This is a genomic window from Sphingobium sp. WR1, assembly GCF_059693745.1.
Window position 1 is genome coordinate 94,593 of the sequence record NZ_JCATID010000005.1, and the last position, 15,297, is coordinate 109,889.

Genomic DNA, 15,297 nt, shown 5'->3' on the forward strand with positions numbered 1-15,297 from the left:
AACTCGATCGACGCGCTAGTCGGCAGCAGGGCGGCCAGCGGCCTGTGCCGGCCGATCCCTGTCGTTCTCGTTGCGATCATATTCGACCGGTTCCCAATCGGGCCGCCGGTAGAAGACCTTCTCGGTCGTCCACGGCTTCGTAAACGCCTTGGGATCCTCCACGGTGATCTCGTCCACGAGCGTCTTGAAATCGCGAAGGTAGAAGCGCTCCTTGATCCGCAGCTCGTCACTATGCGGGCCGTTCCCGGGAAGCCGCGTATCTTCCCTGATGCAGCAGGTCTCGACATGCAGCTCCCCGTTCACCCAACGACCGACGGAGTGGCCGTTCGAGCTCGGAAGCGTATCGGGAGTATGGACCCGCCCATCCGTGAAGATCCGGCGGAAATTGTCCTTGTTCTCCGACATGATGGACACTTGCATGCGGCTTATCTGGAGCTCCATCGGGAACAGCATGCTCATGAAACCCGGCATGGAGTTGAATGCCGAACCACGATTGGGCGCGATACTCTTGGCCAGCGCCTGATACTCGCTGTTATAGGGCGGGTCCTGTGGCACGCCGACAGGTAGACGGTTGTCCCAGACATTGTCGTCCGCACGTTCCCAGAGACCGTCCCAATCTGGGAGCTTGGCCAAATCCGGTATTTCCGGGGCTCCGCTCGGATAAGATGCGGTTTGGGCGATCGCCACGCCGGAGAACGACATCAACGCGGACAGGGCCACGGCGGCCACCATATGTCGACGGCGCTGCGCTTGAGAATGCTGCTTCAAAATTTCCTCCCCTCGAAGGCACGTGCGTCGAGCGATTGCGTTAGTTGGGCGTGATGCCCGAGCTGATCGTCCTGCCATTGGCGAAGGTGGCCGAAAGGAACGCCCCGCCCTTCTGACCATTGCGCAGCGGGTACATGTCCACCGTGATCTTGTCGCCCGGCTTGAACGTCGTGCGATTCCATCCACGACGGATCAGTGTGTTAACGCTCGCCCCTTCGAGGCTATATTCGACATCCCGACCATTCTCGGTGACCATCAGCTGCAGCCAGCTGTGAGGATTGGTGAACTGCCACTGCTTGACGGTTCCCTTGATCGTCACTTTGCGATCCTTGTCGAAACCGGCGAACGAATGGTGCGCGAACGAAGGCTCCACCACGCCACTCAGAGCCACCAGCACAGCGAGACCCGCCATGACAGCCTGCTTGGGGCGAGTCTTTAGTCGATGCATTGCCATCTCCATGGATTCCATATTATTTGTTCCATCAGTCTTCACATGCTTTCGATGCGTAGTAGTCCACATAACTATTCGATAGTCTCCAAGATAGTTATTTATTATCTGGGCGACTTTTGTCTTATTTCCGTGAAATTCTATACTTAGATATATTTTGACACATTACGATAAATTTGCTCGACACGATCGAACCGACTATGGGTCGGCCAGATTAGTGTCTTTGCAGCCGATGCATGCTATGATCGCGCAGGAATGAATCCTGGGCACCCAAGTCCCCGGAGGAGAGGAATGATTACGCAATTCGCGCAAGCCCCCGATGGCCCGGAAACCGGGCCGGCCCCGGCCCGACATCAGACGTTGCTCCTGGTCGACGACGACACCGAAATACGGTCGCTCGTCGCGGAGCAGCTGGGAGCCGCCGGCTATTCTGTGATCGCCGCCTGCGATGGCCCTACCATGCGGGCGGCGCTTGCCGGACACGAGGTCGACCTGATCATTCTGGATCTCAACCTGCCCGGCGAGGACGGCCTCTCTCTATGTCGTGAGACGCGCACGCGACGCGACACTCCCATCATCATGCTGACGGCACGCGGCGAGGCCATCGACAAGATCATCGGGCTGGAAGTGGGTGCGGACGATTATCTGGCCAAGCCCTTCGACCCCCGCGAGCTGATCGCAAGGGTGCGAAGCGTCATCAGGCGGGCCTATACTCCCATGAAGCCCCCGGAGACGCCGCCGGCCAAACGTGCACGCTTCAGGGATTGGATCCTGGATTTCGAGCACCGACGGCTGTTCAAGGCCGATGGTCGGATCGTGATGCTGTCGGGAAGCGAATATAGTCTTCTCAAGTTCCTGGTCGAACATGCGAACGAGATACTCACCCGCGAAGAAATACTCACGCTCGTGGCAGAGGAGCACCGCGCGGAGCATGGTCTTCACGCAGAACAGAGGCTGGCAGATCTCCAGATCAGTCGACTTCGGCAGAAGCTGAACGAGAATGCTCGCGCTTCCGACCTCATCATGACCGTTCGAGGGCAAGGTTACGTCCTGGCCGCGCCGGTCACGTTCGAATGAGGCGCCCCCGTTTCTTCAGCACGATGTCGGGCTGGTTGTTCCTGTTTCTCCTGATCGGCGTCACCGGCTCCGCCGCTTTGGCCTTGGCACTCGCCGACAGACAGCGGCAGGAAGATCTCTTCAGAATCCGGTTCGAACGACTGATCGACAGAATGAGCGACTTTCTTTCCGTCGCCGATAGCGTGCCCTCTCCCTTACGACAGGCACTGCTCCAGAAAGGTGTCACGGGCATCCGGCAAGCCACGGGCGACGAACGGATCGTCAAATTCGACGAGGATCTCAGTCGCAGCCTCGCATCGCGTCTGCCGGGGAAAAATGTCGATGCTCGCATCGCGCGCCCCGACACCTGCTTGCGGCAACCGGCCGGCAGATTGAACGGCGAACGGTTCGAATGCTGGGTCGTGACCGCGACATTGTCCGATGGCCGCGTAATCCACCTTCAACTGCGAGGGCACATGAAGCCGGATCGACTTGCCTTGAACCCCGTAGTGGTTGGTGTTCTGGCCGTTCTCGTAGCTACGCTGGCGCTCGCTGCCGCCCGTATGGCGGCAGCGCCGCTAGGCGATCTTGCTCGAGCGGCCACGGCTTTGGGAGCGGATCTCGACCGACGCCCCCTGCCGGAGCGTGGGCCTCATGAAGTTCGAGAAGCGGCGCGTGCATTCAATCATATGCAGATGCGACTACGAACATATCTGGTCGAGCGGACCCAACTCCTTGCATCGATCACCCACGATCTGCAGACGCCGATGACCCGCTTGCGGCTCCGCCTGGAGAAGGTTTCCGATGCGGCATTGCGCAGCCGTCTCATAGACGACCTCGGTGCGATGCAGGCGCTCATCCGCGAGGGCCTCGACTACGCCCGGAGCAATCAGACAAACGAACCGTTCGCCAGCTTGGATCTGGATCAGTTGCTGGATCTGGTCGTGGAGGACAGCTCGGAAGGGAACGCACAGGTACGCTTCGCGCACCGCAGCGACTGCTATGTCGAGGTCCGTCCAAGAGCACTCCAGCGATGCCTCGAAAATCTCGTGGACAACGCCCTCAAATATGGTGGGTCCGCAGAGATAAGTGCGTGCTACGCCGGCGGACGTGCGGTGATCACGGTCAAGGACGAAGGGCGGGGAATCCCTGAAGACAAGCTGGGCGAAGTCTTCGAACCATTCGTTCGCCTGCAATCGAACGACGCATCGGCAGCAGGCGTAGGGCTGGGCCTCGCCATCGCCAAGACATTGGCGGAAAAGAACGAAGCGGACCTTTCTCTTCGCAATATCCCCGGCAGTGGCCTAGAGGCGCGCCTGATCCTCAATCGCGGAATAGAACGCCGCTCCGGCGCCCCGCATCCAACGCCTCTACCGGAGAACCGACAGCCAGCGTGATCGCCCCTGTTTCGGTTCAGGGATTTCGAAAGATAGGCATCTATGATGGATGTCGCCATATCGCCCTTCGTGCCGAGCTCATAATTGAGCGCGTTGTGATCCCGCCCCGGGATGATGTGGACCGCTGCTGGCGTACCTTGCTTTTCAAGCGCTTCCCGGAGCGACTGCGCCTGAGCCTGCAGGTCCGCCGACTGCGCATTGAGCATGAGAAAACTTTTGGCGTTGGGCAAAGCGGCGTGGCCGACAGGCGCCAGACGTTGCCGGTTGGCCGGTGATCCGAACGCCCCGCCAGGCCGCGCAGGACGTGGATTCACCGAGGGATCGAGACCGGCGCCGTCCAGGAGAATGACGCCGGCGATCGACGAGACGTCGACGCCCGCTCGCTCGAGGAATACCGGGTCGGTGCCGATGAGCGCCGCGACATGCCCACCCGAGCTGTGGCCCATGAGGAAGATCCGGTTGCGCGCGAATCCCAACTCGGCGGACCGCGAGACCAATGAGCCCACAGCGTCGGCGACATCCTGGACCTGTTCTTCCACTGCCACCTCGGGCACCAGTCGATAGTTCACCGAGGCATAGGCATAGCCTTTGTCGAGGAAGTGGCCGATCTTGGGGATGCCCTCTTCGTCGGATTTGTCTCCGCCCGACCATCCACCTCCATGAACGAAGATGATGAGCGGCGCTTCCGCACGTCGGCTCGGATAGAAATCGAGCCGCTGCGACACGTCCTTACCGTAAGCCAATTCACGCACGGACGTGGCGTCCGCTCCTGCTCCCGCGCCGAGCAGCAGGATGGCCGGACAAAGAGCCAAACTCGACCAGAAACGCCTCGTTCTACTCATCCTCTCTTTCCTTTCCTTTTCCTGTTTCGTGGGCATTGAAAATGCTGCATCTCGGTGATCCGCACAGCTCGAGCGCGGAAAGCGACCGAAGTGAACGTCGATCGGGTGCGGCCGTCTCGGTCCAAGTCGTATCTTCCATCTCCGATCGACGTCTTCCGGTGCCGGCTTCATCCCGATCGGGAAACATCGACGTCCTTCGGTCCAGGGCCGGTGACGATGCGGTCACCTTCGATGTGGACCGGCCATTCGGTCAATCGAGCGCCCCGACACGGGCCCCCGATGCATTCACCGCTGATGGGATCGAACAACGCCCCGTGCCAACTGCATGTGATGAGTGTCGCATCCGGAGTGAGGTAGGCATCGAGCTCCTGAGCCAACGGCAGGCCCATATGAGGACAACGATCGACATAGCCCTGGATTCCGTTGGGCGTCCGGACCACGAACCCATGAAAAAGTCCGTTGCGCGATCGAACGACGAAATTGCGAGCCGTGAGGACGGGAATGAGGTCGAGCTCCCCCAGTACGACGCCTACCGGAGTGCGGTCGATCCGTCTATTCTCTGTCATGCCGGATCGGCATCGGGCTGACGGGACGGATGCGCGGCGACGACAGCATCGATATTCGCGAAGCGGTCGCACACCGCCCTGATCGAAGGGTAGGAGTCCGTATCGATACCGAAGCGCTGCGCCGAGTAGAGTTGCGGGAGGAGAAAACAATCCACCAATCCTGGCTCGTCACCGAACGCGAAATCGCCCCCATAGCGACGGATCTGCGTTTCCAGTGCGGCGAATCCTTCACTGATCCAATGGCCGATCCACTCCTGCGGAGTTTCCGGACTCGAAGAGGCGATCTGCCGCAACCTATTGAGCACCCGCAGATTATTGAGCGGATGAATGTCGCAGGCGATCAGCCCCGCCATGCTTCGGACGATCGCTCGGTCACCTGGATCAGGTGGGAGAAGCGGAGGCAGAGGGTGCGTTTCCTCCAGCCACTCGATTATGGCGGAGGACTGGGATATCACAAGCCCCTCGCTCTCGATGGCCGGCACTAGGCCCTGCGGATTGACTGCACGGTATGCATGACTTTCCTGTTCGCCAGATCGCAGGTCGTGATTGCTCTGTACGTAGGGGAGCCCCTTCAATCCCAGCGCTATCCGAACCCGATATGAGGCCGTGGAGCGCCAGTAACCGTGGAGAAGCATCAGCTCCTCCTCGCCGGAAGGATCCGAGCCCGACACTCGCCGAAGCCGATGGGAACATAGCCTAGCGCACTCGCCGAAGCCGACAGGATGATCTCGTCTCCGTCCTCGAGGAACGTACGTTGCTCGCCCGAAGGCAGCAAGATCGGGTCGGATCCCCCACGGGTGATCTCGAGTAGGCTACCGAATGCATCTCGCTCGGGGCCTGAGATCGTCCCGGTTCCAAGCAGATCACCCGCATTTAGATTGCAGCCGTTCGAAGCGTGATGGGTGACGATCTGGGCTGCAGTCCAATACATGTTTTTTGCAGGCCCTTCGCTCAAGCGCAAGGGCTCCAGCCCCTCGTCGCGCATGGCCTGGCTCGAAAGGGAGACGGAAAGATCGATCGCGAACGCTCCCTCGCTCTGGTCTCGCTCGTTCCAGAGATAGGGCAGCGGCCGAGGATCACCACTCTCGCGGCTTGGTTGCGCAACCCGGAATGGCGCCAGCGCTTCGGGCGTGATCACCCAGGGCGATATGGTGCTATGGAAGTTCTTCGCGAGAAAAGGCCCCAGAGGCACATATTCCCAAGCTTGAAAATCCCGCGCTGACCAGTCGCTAAGCAGGCAGAAGCCTGCAATATGTTCATTGGCCCGATCTATCGGTATAGGCTCGCCCAATTCGTTCCCACGACCGATCCAGATCCCCAGCTCCAGTTCGTAGTCCAATCGTTTGGAAGGGCCGAAGCTCGGACAGGCTTGGTCCCCACCCTTTGCTTGACCCGATGGGCGCACGACGTCGATACCCGAAGGAAGAACGGATGAAGCGCGCCCGTGATAGCCGATGGGTACATATTTGTAATTGGGTAGAAGAGGATTGTCCGGCCGGAACAGCCTGCCCACGTTCGTCGCATGATGGATACCGACATAGAAATCGGTATAATCACCGATGGTAGCCGGGAGATGCATCTCGCACTCTTCCGTGCGATGGAGGGCCGGAAGCAATGCTTCACGATATCGGCTGTCGGACAGGATGATCGAAAGAATACGCCTTAGCTCTCGTCTCTTTTCTGCTGCCATCGCGAAAAAGCGATTGAGGCGGACATCGCCGAGCGGCGCGTGCAGCGTCTCTGGGAGCACGGACAGGATGGCGGTCAGGTCGAGTACATGATCGCCGATCGCTACCCCTGCTCGAGGAATGCCTCCATTCGGAGAGAATATTCCCAGAGGAAGGTTCTGAATGGGAAAATCGGGATGCCCGTTCGCCTCCTCCACCCAGCTTTCGAGCGTACGCGAATGGGTCTGATCGATGTCGCTGGTCACTGGATCGTATCTCCGAAAGGCACCTGAGCCTTGCGGAATCCGTCCCAACACGTGTCGTAGTCGTATTGCGCGAAAGGTGCTTCTGCCGCGAAGCGCGTGGGACGGAACATGAAGCGGCTCTCGAACATGAACGCCATGGTCTGTTCGATCTTGTGAGGAACCAGATCGGACGAGATTGCCGCCTCATAGCTTGTCCGATCCGGACCATGGCTTGCCATCTGATTGTGTAGCGAAGCGCCGCCCGGCGCGAATCCTCCTGCCTTCGCGTCATATACGCCAGTGATCAGCCCCATGAATTCGCTCATCACGTTTCTGTGGAACCACGGAGGCCGGAACGTATCTTCCGCGACCATCCATCGTGGAGGAAAGATGACGAAGTCGCAGTTGGCGGTACCCGGCGTGTCGCTAGGGCTGGTGAGGACCGTGAAGATCGATGGATCCGGATGGTCGTAGCTGACCGTGTTGATCGTGTTGAAGCAACGCAGATCGTAGCGGTACGGCACCAAGTTGCCGTGCCAGGCGACGACGTCGAACGGTGAGTACGGCAGATCGGTCGTCCAGAGGCGCCCCTGGAACTTCTGAATCAACTCGCCCGGCGCATCGGAATCTTCGAACCAGGCCCGAGGCGTCTCGAAATCACGCGGATTGGCCAGACCATTGGAGCCGATCGGCCCCAACTCCGGAAGACGAAACAGCGCACCATAATTCTCGCAGACATACCCCCGAGCGGCACCGTCGAGAAGGTTCACGCAGAACCTCACGCCACGCGGCACGAGCGCGATCTGCTGCGGATGGACATCGAACCGTCCCATTTCCGTGATCAGCTCGATCCCGCCCTCCTGGGGCACGATCAACAGTTCGCCGTCCGCGTTGAAGAAGGCCCGCCCGGTCATGGATAGATTGCATGCGTAAAGGTGAACGCCGATCCCGGCCCCCGTTTCCACGGCACCATTGCCGCAATAGGTCACCAATCCATCGACGAAATCGGTCGGATCGGTAGGCATCGGCAAAGGGTCCCATCGGTGACGGTTCGGGGACGCGGGATGCTCGTCGAAAGGACCCGACCGAACGTGCGAAGGCTGGGCATAGGGCTTGTATGGAGGATGCTGCGCCGTCGGCCGAAGCCTGTACAGCCAGCTACGCCTGTTCTCTGCCCGAGGCGCGGTGAAAGCCGAACCCGAGAGTTGCTCCGCATAGAGGCCGAACGGGACCGTCTGCGGCGAATTGCAGCCCACCGGCAACGCCCCCTCGACCGCCTCGGTAGCGAAATGGTTCCCGAAGCCGGGCATCATCCTCGCGTCGCCGGTCGCCGACGCCGTAGCGTCGGAAATCTTCTGGATCACGGTCATCTTCTTCGTCTCCCCGGTGTGGATCAAGAGTCGACGGTGATCACGCCACGGCGGATCTGGTCGAGTTCGATCGACTCGTACAATGCTTGGAAGTTGCCGTTGCCAAACCCTTCATTGCCCTTGCGCTGGATGATTTCGAAGAAGATCGGTCCGAACATGTTCTCGGTGAAGATCTGCAGCAAGATTCCCTCATTCTCGACGTCCCCATCGATCAGGATACGGTTCCCCCGCAGGCGCTCCAGATCTTCGCCATGCCCGGGAACGCGTTTGTCGACCAATTCGTAGTAGGTCTCGATCGTATCCTGAAGCCGGACGCCACGAGAGCGAAGCTTTTCGACCGTCTCGTAGATATCGTCGGTAGACAGTGCGATGTGTTGGATGCCCTCCCCGTTATAATCCTTGATGAACTCTTCGATCTGACTCTTGTCGTCCTGGCTTTCGTTGAGCGGGATGCGGATGGCACGGTCAGGGGCGATCATCGCCTGACTGAAAAGACCGGTCGCCTTGCCCTTGATGTCGAAATATTTCTGCTCTTCGAAGCCGAATATCCGTCCATAGAAGGTCGACCAGACACCCATCTGGCCGCGACGGACATTGTGGGTCAGGTGATCGAGCAGATCCAGCCCTACGGACGCTTCGGCCGCCTTCTCCTTCCATCCCTCGACTTCTTCCCAAGATGCGAACGGGTCGGCTTCGACCAGATAGAGCAATGCTCCTCCGATCCCTTCGATAGCGAACGCCCCCGGTAGTGCACTCTCAGAGGTATCCGCCGCATTCGCACCACGCTGAAGGGCATTCGCATGAGCATCCGCCGCATTCGCGACATGGAACGCCATTCCGTTCGCGGACGGACCATGTTCTGCGCGAAAGCGCTCCGCGTGACCTCCACCGGAATTGAGGACGAACGCCGTCCTTCCCTGACGATAGAGTGTCAGGCCGCGCGCCTCGACCCTTGCTGCAGCCACGAAGCCGAGTTGTTCGAACTGCGCCGCCATGGCTGCGGGATCGGGCGAAGTGAACTCGCAGAATGCGAAACCATCAAGGCCCAGGGGATTGTCGATGCCAGTCACGCGAATCTCCATTTAGTTACATTTGAAACCAATATGCGCGTTGTGGAATTGGTGTCAAATGTTACTACATGCCGATGACCGAGAAACTTCTGCTGCTGGAACGATTCCTTCCCTATCGCCTGTCGTTCACGAGCAATCTGGTGAGCGACACCGTTGCGAGCGCGTATGAAGCGCTGTTCGCCTTGCGAATTCCCGAGTGGCGCCTCATCGCCGTGATCGCGGAGAACCCGGCGGGGATCACTCAGCAGGCGATCGGTCTCAAGACCAGAATGGATAAAGTCTCCGTCAGCCGGGCGGCGACCAGCCTCATCGACCGAGGCCTCATCGCGCGCCAGCCCAACCCTGCGGACCAACGCTCGCACCTCCTCACGCTCACTGCTGCCGGCCGCGAACTCTACGAAGCGGTGGTTCCCAAGGCTCTCGATCTCGAACAGCGCATTTTCGGCGCGTTCACGAAGCAAGAGATTGATCAGTTCGAGAACATGCTCAGGAGAGTGGACGCCATCGTATTGGCCTCGGACTCGACTGCTGCATGATGAGAGACCTGACATCTACTCGCCTCCGTCAGTCGTTCCTGCCTCGCCTACTGCACGATCACCACCCATCACCCGGAAAAGCGTGATAAGGTTGGCGGCGCGCTCCTGGCGTATGTTCGTCGGGAATATGGCGCCGCCGCCGGCAAGCGCTCGCCGGAGCTCCAGCGGATCCGCGCTCGACTGCTGGATGTCCCCGAATATCGGATCGAGACGCTGGATTATCGCCAGCGGATCGATCTGGTTGGCCGTCACCTGCGCACTCGCGAGATTGGCGCGAGCTTCGTTGAATGGGCGGATATTGGGGATAAGGAAACTCAAATCTAACTCCGCAATGGATTGGGGCGAACGCGCTGAGGCTGCTACCTCGCCCCTTCCTCTCTCCAATCCCTCAGCCAGACCTGCACACCAGGCAAGGCCTTCACGAGGTCGGCGAATTTGCGGACATCGCTCTGCCCATAGTGATACGGGATGACTACAGCGGGCCGAAACGCCTTCACCGCGTCCGCCGCCTGCTCGATCGTCATCGTGTATGGAAGGTTCATGGGAATGAATGCCACGTCGATCCTTTCGAGCGCACGCATCTCCGCCGTATCTTCCGTATCACCGGCTATGTATATTCGGCGTCCGCCGACATCGAGGACGTAACCGTTACCGCGCCCCTTGGAATGGAAGCGCAGCCTGTCAGGGCTGATGTTGTACATCGGGACGGCTTCTATCTTCGCCCCGAGCGCCGTCGATGAAGCGCCGTTGGCGAGTACCGTGGTCCGAGCCTGCAAGCCGGGTGGCATCAGATCGCGAACGGCCGCTGGCGCAATGATATGCGTCTCGGGACCCACGACGGCTTCGGCGATCGATACGTCGAAATGATCGCGATGGATGTCGGTGAAGAGGATCAGATCCGGCTTGGGCAATCCGTCATAAAGCGACTTGTCCCAGGCAGGATCCACGAAGACCGTCTTGCCGGACCATCGCAGCACGAAGCTCGCATGCTTGATCGGCTGGATCTCCAGATCCCCCGACTTCGTCGGCAGCCGGTCCTGTGCGAACGATGCGGAGATGCAGCCGAGCACCGGCAATGCTGCCAGAACGAACGCCAGTATAGGAATGCGCGATCCGAAGGCCATTTATTCACTCCTACCTACTTGCGATTTCCGCCCAACTTCGGGCAACCCGACCGAGCCCCTACCCATGGTCGACCAATGGCCCACCCCTACGCTTCGGTAGAGTCGAGTCATGATGACTCAGCTGCAATTTAAGTCTTACACAAGATAATATATCCATCAAATAAGATAATTTGTCGAACAAACTTTGATAAATCATGACAAACTAATAAATATATTGCTCATCATAATTTCTACTGGAAAAATTAAAGTACAGACCAACCGAGTCTGCTAGAAATATGAGAGCGAAGGGAGAGATATGTACCGCAAGAGAGCTTGGCTTTCAGGCGCAGCCTTGATCGCAATGGCTACACCGGCATGGGGGCAGGATGCCGGATCGACCGAAACCGAACCCGCCGCCCTCGAAGATATCGTGGTGACCGGTTCGCGTGTCATTCGCGACGGACAGGATGCCCCCACACCGGTGACGATCACCTCGGCGCAGCAATTGCAGGTGACGCCGTCCAACATTCCCGACGCGCTCAACAAGCTACCCCAGTTCGCTGGCTCGACCACGAGCGTCGGCGCAGGCAATGGAGCGGGAGCCGGTCGCTCGAACATCTTCACCGGCAATTATCTCAACCTGCGAAACTTCGGCGCCATCCGTACGCTCGTGTTGCAGGACGGGCGCCGCTTGGGGGCCACCGCGGTGAACGGTCAGGTCGACACCAACACCATTCCGCAGATGCTGGTCGAACGCGTGGAAGTCGTGACCGGCGGCGCTTCGGCGGTTTACGGCTCCGACGCCGTGACCGGGGTCGTGAACTTCATCTTGGACAAGAAGTTCAACGGCCTGAAATTCAATGTCCAACAAGGTATTTCGGACCGCGGTGACGCTCCGTCATGGCGCGTCGGCGTCGCCGGAGGGTTCGACATCGGTGATCGCGGACACTTCGAGTTCAGCGCCGAACATTACGACAACAAGGGGATACCCGGACAATCGGAGCGCGATTTCGCTGCCGATCGCCCGGTCTACACCGGGGGCGGCACGGCGACCAACCCCTATGTCCTCACCGATCATGCTACCGTGTCCAACGCCGCATTCGGAGGCTTGGTCACGAGCGGTCCATTCGCAGGGCGGCAATTCGTGGGCTCCGGCACGTTAGCGACCTTCAATCCCGGCACGCCCACGCGGACCCAGAACATCGCGAGCGGGGGCGATGGAGGTTACTTCCAGGGGACCCTGGTCAACAACCTCGAAACCAACCAGATATTCGCCAGGTTCGATTATCAATTGGGGGACGATCTCAGATTCTTCGCCGAAGGCAGCTATTCCGATGGATCGACCCAGACCCAGAATCTGAATGAGCGGGTCGCGAGTTACACGATCTACAGTGGCAACGCCTTTCTACCGACATCCGCACAAGCCATGCTCACGGCTGCCAACGCTCCATCATTCGTCATGAACAGGATCAACAACGATCTCTCGATCTATGCCTCGACGGACCAGAAGACGAGGGTCTACCGCGGAAGTGCCGGGCTGGAAGGCAAGATCTTCGGCGATCTGGATTGGCGGCTCTACTATTCACATGATGAAGCGAAGGTGACGTCGGTCACGAGGAACAACGTCAATTACCCGAATCTCTATGCGGCTCTCGATGCCGTACGCGACGTCAACGGCAACGCGGTATGCCGCATCACGCTCACCAACCCTTCCAGCCCTCTGGCCGCGGGCTGCGCGCCGATCAATATGTTCGGCGTCGGCAACCAGAGTCAGGCCGCCCTGGACTATGTTCTGGGCGACACCTCGTGGCAGGCCGTCAACAAGATGGATGACCTGGGTGCGAGCATCTCGGGTACGGCATTCGAAAACTGGGCCGGCAAGGTCGTGGCGTCGATCAATGCGGAATATCGCAAGGTGTCGATGAAACAGACGACGAGCGACGATCCCAATTACCTACCTCCCGGCATCTACACGGGGGTCAGAGGCGTCAACGCGACCAGCTTGCCGCCGCTATGGGGCTATACGACCGAACCTCCGCGCGAGGGCCAGAACGAGGTTTGGGAAGTCGGCGGTGAAATTCTGTTCCCGCTTCTGGCAGACCTGCCTTTTGCCCGAAAGGTCGATTTCAACGGAGCCGTGCGCTACACCCATTATGACAGCAGCGGGTCCGTCACGACCTACAAGTTGGGCCTGACGTACGAACCCATAGAGGGTCTCAAATTCCGTGCAGCAAAGTCGCGGGACATCCGCGCACCCACCCTCGCCGACCTTTCTCCGATCACGGGCCTCAGCTTCACGAGAATCGTCGATCCGCTCACTGGCGTCACCGGCAACGTCAACGTCCAGACGAGCGGAAATCCCGATCTCGTGCCCGAGGTCGCCAGGACCTATACCGCGGGCGTCGTCTATCAGCCCAAATGGCTTCCTCGCCTGACTCTCGCGCTCGATTACTACAATATCCGCATCAACAATGCGATCAGCTCGCTTGCCGGCACCAACGCATCGATCCTGCAGCAATGCGCAGCATCGGGTGGCGCCTCGCAGCTGTGCCAACTCATCGTTCGCCCGTTCCCTTATACCAATACGACGGCAGCGAACTTCCCGACACTGACGCGGACGATCAGCCTCAATATCGCCGATGCCAGGACGGAAGGCCTCGACGCGGAAGCAAGCTATAATTTCTCTCTGAGCGAAATCGCCGCGAAGCTTCCCGGTGAATTGCGACTTCGTGCCTTGTACAGCTACCAGCCCCATCTCGAGACTCGGTCGTATCCCGACGCCCTTCCTGATGATGATGCGGGCCAGGTAGGGATGTCCAAGCATCGTCTAACGGGCATGGTCAGCTACAGAAGCGGTGGTTTCGGCCTGGACCTTCAGATGCGTTACCTGGGCAAGCAGAAGCGCCAGGAAACGCTGGAAGCCGTGTATGCCGATCCCTATCTGCGATCCGCCTTCTATACGGACTTGAACCTGTCGTACGACGTGCCCTTCCGCAGTAACGGTACGGCCCAATTCTTCTTCAACGTCGGCAATCTGTTCGACACCGCTCCCCGCATTTCTCCGGCTCTGCTCAGGACGAGCGCACCGGGGACCGCCAACCCAGCGGTGTCTGGCGACGACTCGATCGGACGTTACTACACCGCAGGCCTCCGCCTGAACTTCTGAGGCTCTTTCCCAGGGTCGGGGCCCGCTTCGGCGGGCCGCGACTTTATCCTGCCTTCGGTGAACAGTCGCAAGAAGGACTGACATGACTCGAGCATTCCGTACTCTGATCCTGACCGCGATGGCACTATCCGGCTGCTCCGAACATCAAGCAGCGGACAAACCCGTCGTCGAGAATAAGGCCGAAGCGGGCGAACCCGTCTTCTACACGAAGTTGCCCACGAAGGAGTTCATGCTCCACGTGATGCAATATTCCGGTGATGGGATCTGGAAGCGGCAGGGCTGGGTGAGCAATGCCAGCGGCGATCATTCATTGTTCCCGAAGAACGATGGCGAATGGGAAGATGCCGAAAGTGCAAGTCTCGCCCTTGCGGAAATGACCAATGTCCTGCTGATCCCGGGCCGACGAGTAGAAGAGCCGGCTTGGGACGAGGCAGTCAAACGGGTCAGAAGCGTCGCGCTGGAGGCCGCCGCGGCAGCGGAAAAACGGGACCCGAGCGCTTTTCTGAAAGCCGGAGGTGATCTCGATGTCGCCTGCGACAGCTGCCACGAACGCTACGATCCGACATTCGCCAAGCCACAGGAATGAGCTCTCATTAGACACCTCCTTTATCGCAGTTTTATCGCGATTATCCTCTGTGGTGGTCTCAGAGTCGGTGCCGAAATTAAACTGCATAGATGCCTTGCGATCCGCCTGGTGGCGAGCTGGATCGAGGCGACGGAGATCCCTAGGCGGTCGCGGATGCGATAGTCTGTTCGAAGTCCTTGGCAGGCGGCGGTTTCGGTTGAGCCATGCAAGAGTTCGCTCGACAACCCAGCGCCTTGGCAGGACTTCGAAGCCGCTGGCAGCGTCTAAGCGTTTGATGATCTCTACCGTCCATTCCCCGGTGCGCTTCAAGGCGTCCTTGAGCTTGCTTCCCGAATAGCCGCCGTCGGCAAACACGTGGCGTAGCCACGGGAAGCATCCCAGGATCTCTGTGAGCACCAGTGGCGCACCGTCTCGATCCTGAATATCGGCGGTGTGAATGACGGCATGGACCAGATACCCTTGGGTATCGCTGAGGAT

Annotated in this window: 15 protein-coding genes and 2 pseudogenes; 6 read left to right on the forward strand and 11 right to left on the reverse strand. The window is 59.4% G+C overall.

Annotated elements, in window-relative coordinates:
* Positions 1-15: 15 nt before the first annotated feature.
* Positions 16-768, reverse strand: coding sequence for a hypothetical protein (locus AC58EF_RS08465; RefSeq protein ID WP_497275586.1), 753 nt, complete (start codon positions 766-768; stop codon positions 16-18).
* A gap of 40 nt (positions 769-808) precedes the next feature.
* Positions 809-1,237: a DUF6152 family protein gene (locus tag AC58EF_RS08470; protein ID WP_497275587.1), complete on the reverse strand. Its 429-nt coding sequence runs from the start codon at positions 1,235-1,237 to the stop codon at positions 809-811.
* A gap of 270 nt (positions 1,238-1,507) precedes the next feature.
* Between AC58EF_RS08470 and AC58EF_RS08475 the strand changes: the two genes are divergently transcribed.
* From AC58EF_RS08475 to AC58EF_RS08485, 3 genes are read left to right on the forward strand one after another with little or no spacing between them, the layout of a single operon-like run.
* Positions 1,508-2,293, forward strand: a complete 786-nt coding sequence (locus tag AC58EF_RS08475) for a response regulator (RefSeq protein WP_497275589.1) — start codon at positions 1,508-1,510, stop codon at positions 2,291-2,293.
* Between the two features lie 23 nt (positions 2,294-2,316).
* Positions 2,317-3,669 carry an ATP-binding protein gene (locus AC58EF_RS08480; RefSeq protein WP_497275590.1) on the forward strand — a complete coding sequence of 451 codons (1,353 nt, stop codon included), beginning with the start codon at positions 2,317-2,319 and terminating at the stop codon, positions 3,667-3,669.
* Positions 3,666-3,944, forward strand: a complete 279-nt coding sequence (locus AC58EF_RS08485; RefSeq protein ID WP_497275853.1) for a hypothetical protein — start codon at positions 3,666-3,668, stop codon at positions 3,942-3,944. Before AC58EF_RS08480 ends, AC58EF_RS08485 begins: the two co-directional genes overlap by 4 nt.
* Here AC58EF_RS08485 and AC58EF_RS08490 read toward each other — a convergent pair.
* The 6 genes and pseudogenes from AC58EF_RS08490 to hppD all read right to left on the reverse strand — a co-directional run.
* Positions 3,903-4,682 (reverse strand): annotated as a pseudogene (locus AC58EF_RS08490) (alpha/beta fold hydrolase); the annotation flags it as partial. The gene AC58EF_RS08485 and the pseudogene AC58EF_RS08490 overlap by 42 nt on opposite strands.
* Complete coding sequence (locus AC58EF_RS08495; RefSeq protein WP_497275592.1) at positions 4,679-5,077, reverse strand: Rieske (2Fe-2S) protein; 399 nt, start codon at positions 5,075-5,077, stop codon at positions 4,679-4,681. The pseudogene AC58EF_RS08490 and the gene AC58EF_RS08495, both read right to left, overlap by 4 nt.
* The gene (maiA, locus tag AC58EF_RS08500; RefSeq protein ID WP_497275593.1) at positions 5,074-5,712 is read right to left on the reverse strand and encodes a maleylacetoacetate isomerase; all 639 of its coding nucleotides are present in this window, start codon (positions 5,710-5,712) and stop codon (positions 5,074-5,076) included. The genes AC58EF_RS08495 and maiA overlap by 4 nt, the downstream gene beginning before the upstream one ends.
* Positions 5,712-7,010: a fumarylacetoacetase gene (fahA, locus tag AC58EF_RS08505; protein ID WP_497275595.1), complete on the reverse strand. Its 1,299-nt coding sequence runs from the start codon at positions 7,008-7,010 to the stop codon at positions 5,712-5,714. The genes maiA and fahA overlap by 1 nt, the downstream gene beginning before the upstream one ends.
* Positions 7,007-8,299, reverse strand: coding sequence for a homogentisate 1,2-dioxygenase (gene hmgA / locus AC58EF_RS08510; RefSeq protein WP_497275843.1), 1,293 nt, complete (start codon positions 8,297-8,299; stop codon positions 7,007-7,009). Before hmgA ends, fahA begins: the two co-directional genes overlap by 4 nt.
* 83 nt (positions 8,300-8,382) lie before the next feature.
* On the reverse strand, positions 8,383-9,429 hold the full coding sequence (gene hppD / locus AC58EF_RS08515; protein ID WP_497275597.1) for a 4-hydroxyphenylpyruvate dioxygenase: 1,047 nt from the start codon (positions 9,427-9,429) through the stop codon (positions 8,383-8,385).
* A 74-nt stretch (positions 9,430-9,503) separates the two neighbouring features.
* On the opposite strand from hppD, the gene AC58EF_RS08520 reads away from it, so the two are divergent.
* A complete protein-coding gene (locus AC58EF_RS08520) occupies positions 9,504-9,965 on the forward strand; it encodes a MarR family winged helix-turn-helix transcriptional regulator (protein ID WP_497275844.1) in 462 nt (153 codons plus the stop codon).
* Positions 9,966-9,980: 15 nt separating this feature from the next.
* Here AC58EF_RS08520 and AC58EF_RS08525 read toward each other — a convergent pair whose 3' ends face one another.
* On the reverse strand, positions 9,981-10,283 hold the full coding sequence (locus AC58EF_RS08525) for a hypothetical protein (RefSeq protein ID WP_497275599.1): 303 nt from the start codon (positions 10,281-10,283) through the stop codon (positions 9,981-9,983).
* Between the two features lie 41 nt (positions 10,284-10,324).
* On the reverse strand, positions 10,325-11,089 hold the full coding sequence (locus AC58EF_RS08530) for an MBL fold metallo-hydrolase (RefSeq protein ID WP_497275601.1): 765 nt from the start codon (positions 11,087-11,089) through the stop codon (positions 10,325-10,327).
* Between the two features lie 295 nt (positions 11,090-11,384).
* Here AC58EF_RS08530 and AC58EF_RS08535 point away from each other — a divergent pair, with 295 nt between their 5' ends.
* Together AC58EF_RS08535 and AC58EF_RS08540 are read left to right on the forward strand one after the other, a co-directional pair.
* Positions 11,385-14,234 (forward strand): TonB-dependent receptor domain-containing protein, encoded by a 2,850-nt coding sequence (locus tag AC58EF_RS08535; RefSeq protein ID WP_497275602.1) that lies wholly within the window; start codon positions 11,385-11,387, stop codon positions 14,232-14,234.
* 82 nt (positions 14,235-14,316) lie between these two features.
* Entirely contained in the window at positions 14,317-14,820 is a 504-nt protein-coding gene (locus tag AC58EF_RS08540) for a hypothetical protein (protein ID WP_497275604.1), read from the forward strand.
* A 20-nt stretch (positions 14,821-14,840) separates the two neighbouring features.
* Here AC58EF_RS08540 and AC58EF_RS08545 read toward each other — a convergent pair.
* Positions 14,841-15,297 (reverse strand): annotated as a pseudogene (locus AC58EF_RS08545) (transposase); the annotation flags it as partial.

What these genes read in the sequence shown, in the direction of transcription:
- AC58EF_RS08535 (WP_497275602.1), top strand. Translation starts at nt 11,385, where the DNA reads ATGTACCGCAAGAGAGCTTGGCTTTCAGGCGCAGCCTTGATCGCAATG.
- AC58EF_RS08540 (WP_497275604.1), top strand. Translation starts at nt 14,317, where the DNA reads ATGACTCGAGCATTCCGTACTCTGATCCTGACCGCGATGGCACTATCC.
- AC58EF_RS08480 (WP_497275590.1), top strand. Translation starts at nt 2,317, where the DNA reads ATGTCGGGCTGGTTGTTCCTGTTTCTCCTGATCGGCGTCACCGGCTCC.
- hmgA (WP_497275843.1), bottom strand. Translation starts at nt 8,299, where the DNA reads ATGCCCGGCTTCGGGAACCATTTCGCTACCGAGGCGGTCGAGGGGGCG.
- AC58EF_RS08475 (WP_497275589.1), top strand. Translation starts at nt 1,508, where the DNA reads ATGATTACGCAATTCGCGCAAGCCCCCGATGGCCCGGAAACCGGGCCG.
- AC58EF_RS08520 (WP_497275844.1), top strand. Translation starts at nt 9,504, where the DNA reads ATGACCGAGAAACTTCTGCTGCTGGAACGATTCCTTCCCTATCGCCTG.
- AC58EF_RS08470 (WP_497275587.1), bottom strand. Translation starts at nt 1,237, where the DNA reads ATGGAATCCATGGAGATGGCAATGCATCGACTAAAGACTCGCCCCAAG.
- AC58EF_RS08530 (WP_497275601.1), bottom strand. Translation starts at nt 11,089, where the DNA reads ATGGCCTTCGGATCGCGCATTCCTATACTGGCGTTCGTTCTGGCAGCA.
- AC58EF_RS08495 (WP_497275592.1), bottom strand. Translation starts at nt 5,077, where the DNA reads ATGACAGAGAATAGACGGATCGACCGCACTCCGGTAGGCGTCGTACTG.
- maiA (WP_497275593.1), bottom strand. Translation starts at nt 5,712, where the DNA reads ATGCTTCTCCACGGTTACTGGCGCTCCACGGCCTCATATCGGGTTCGG.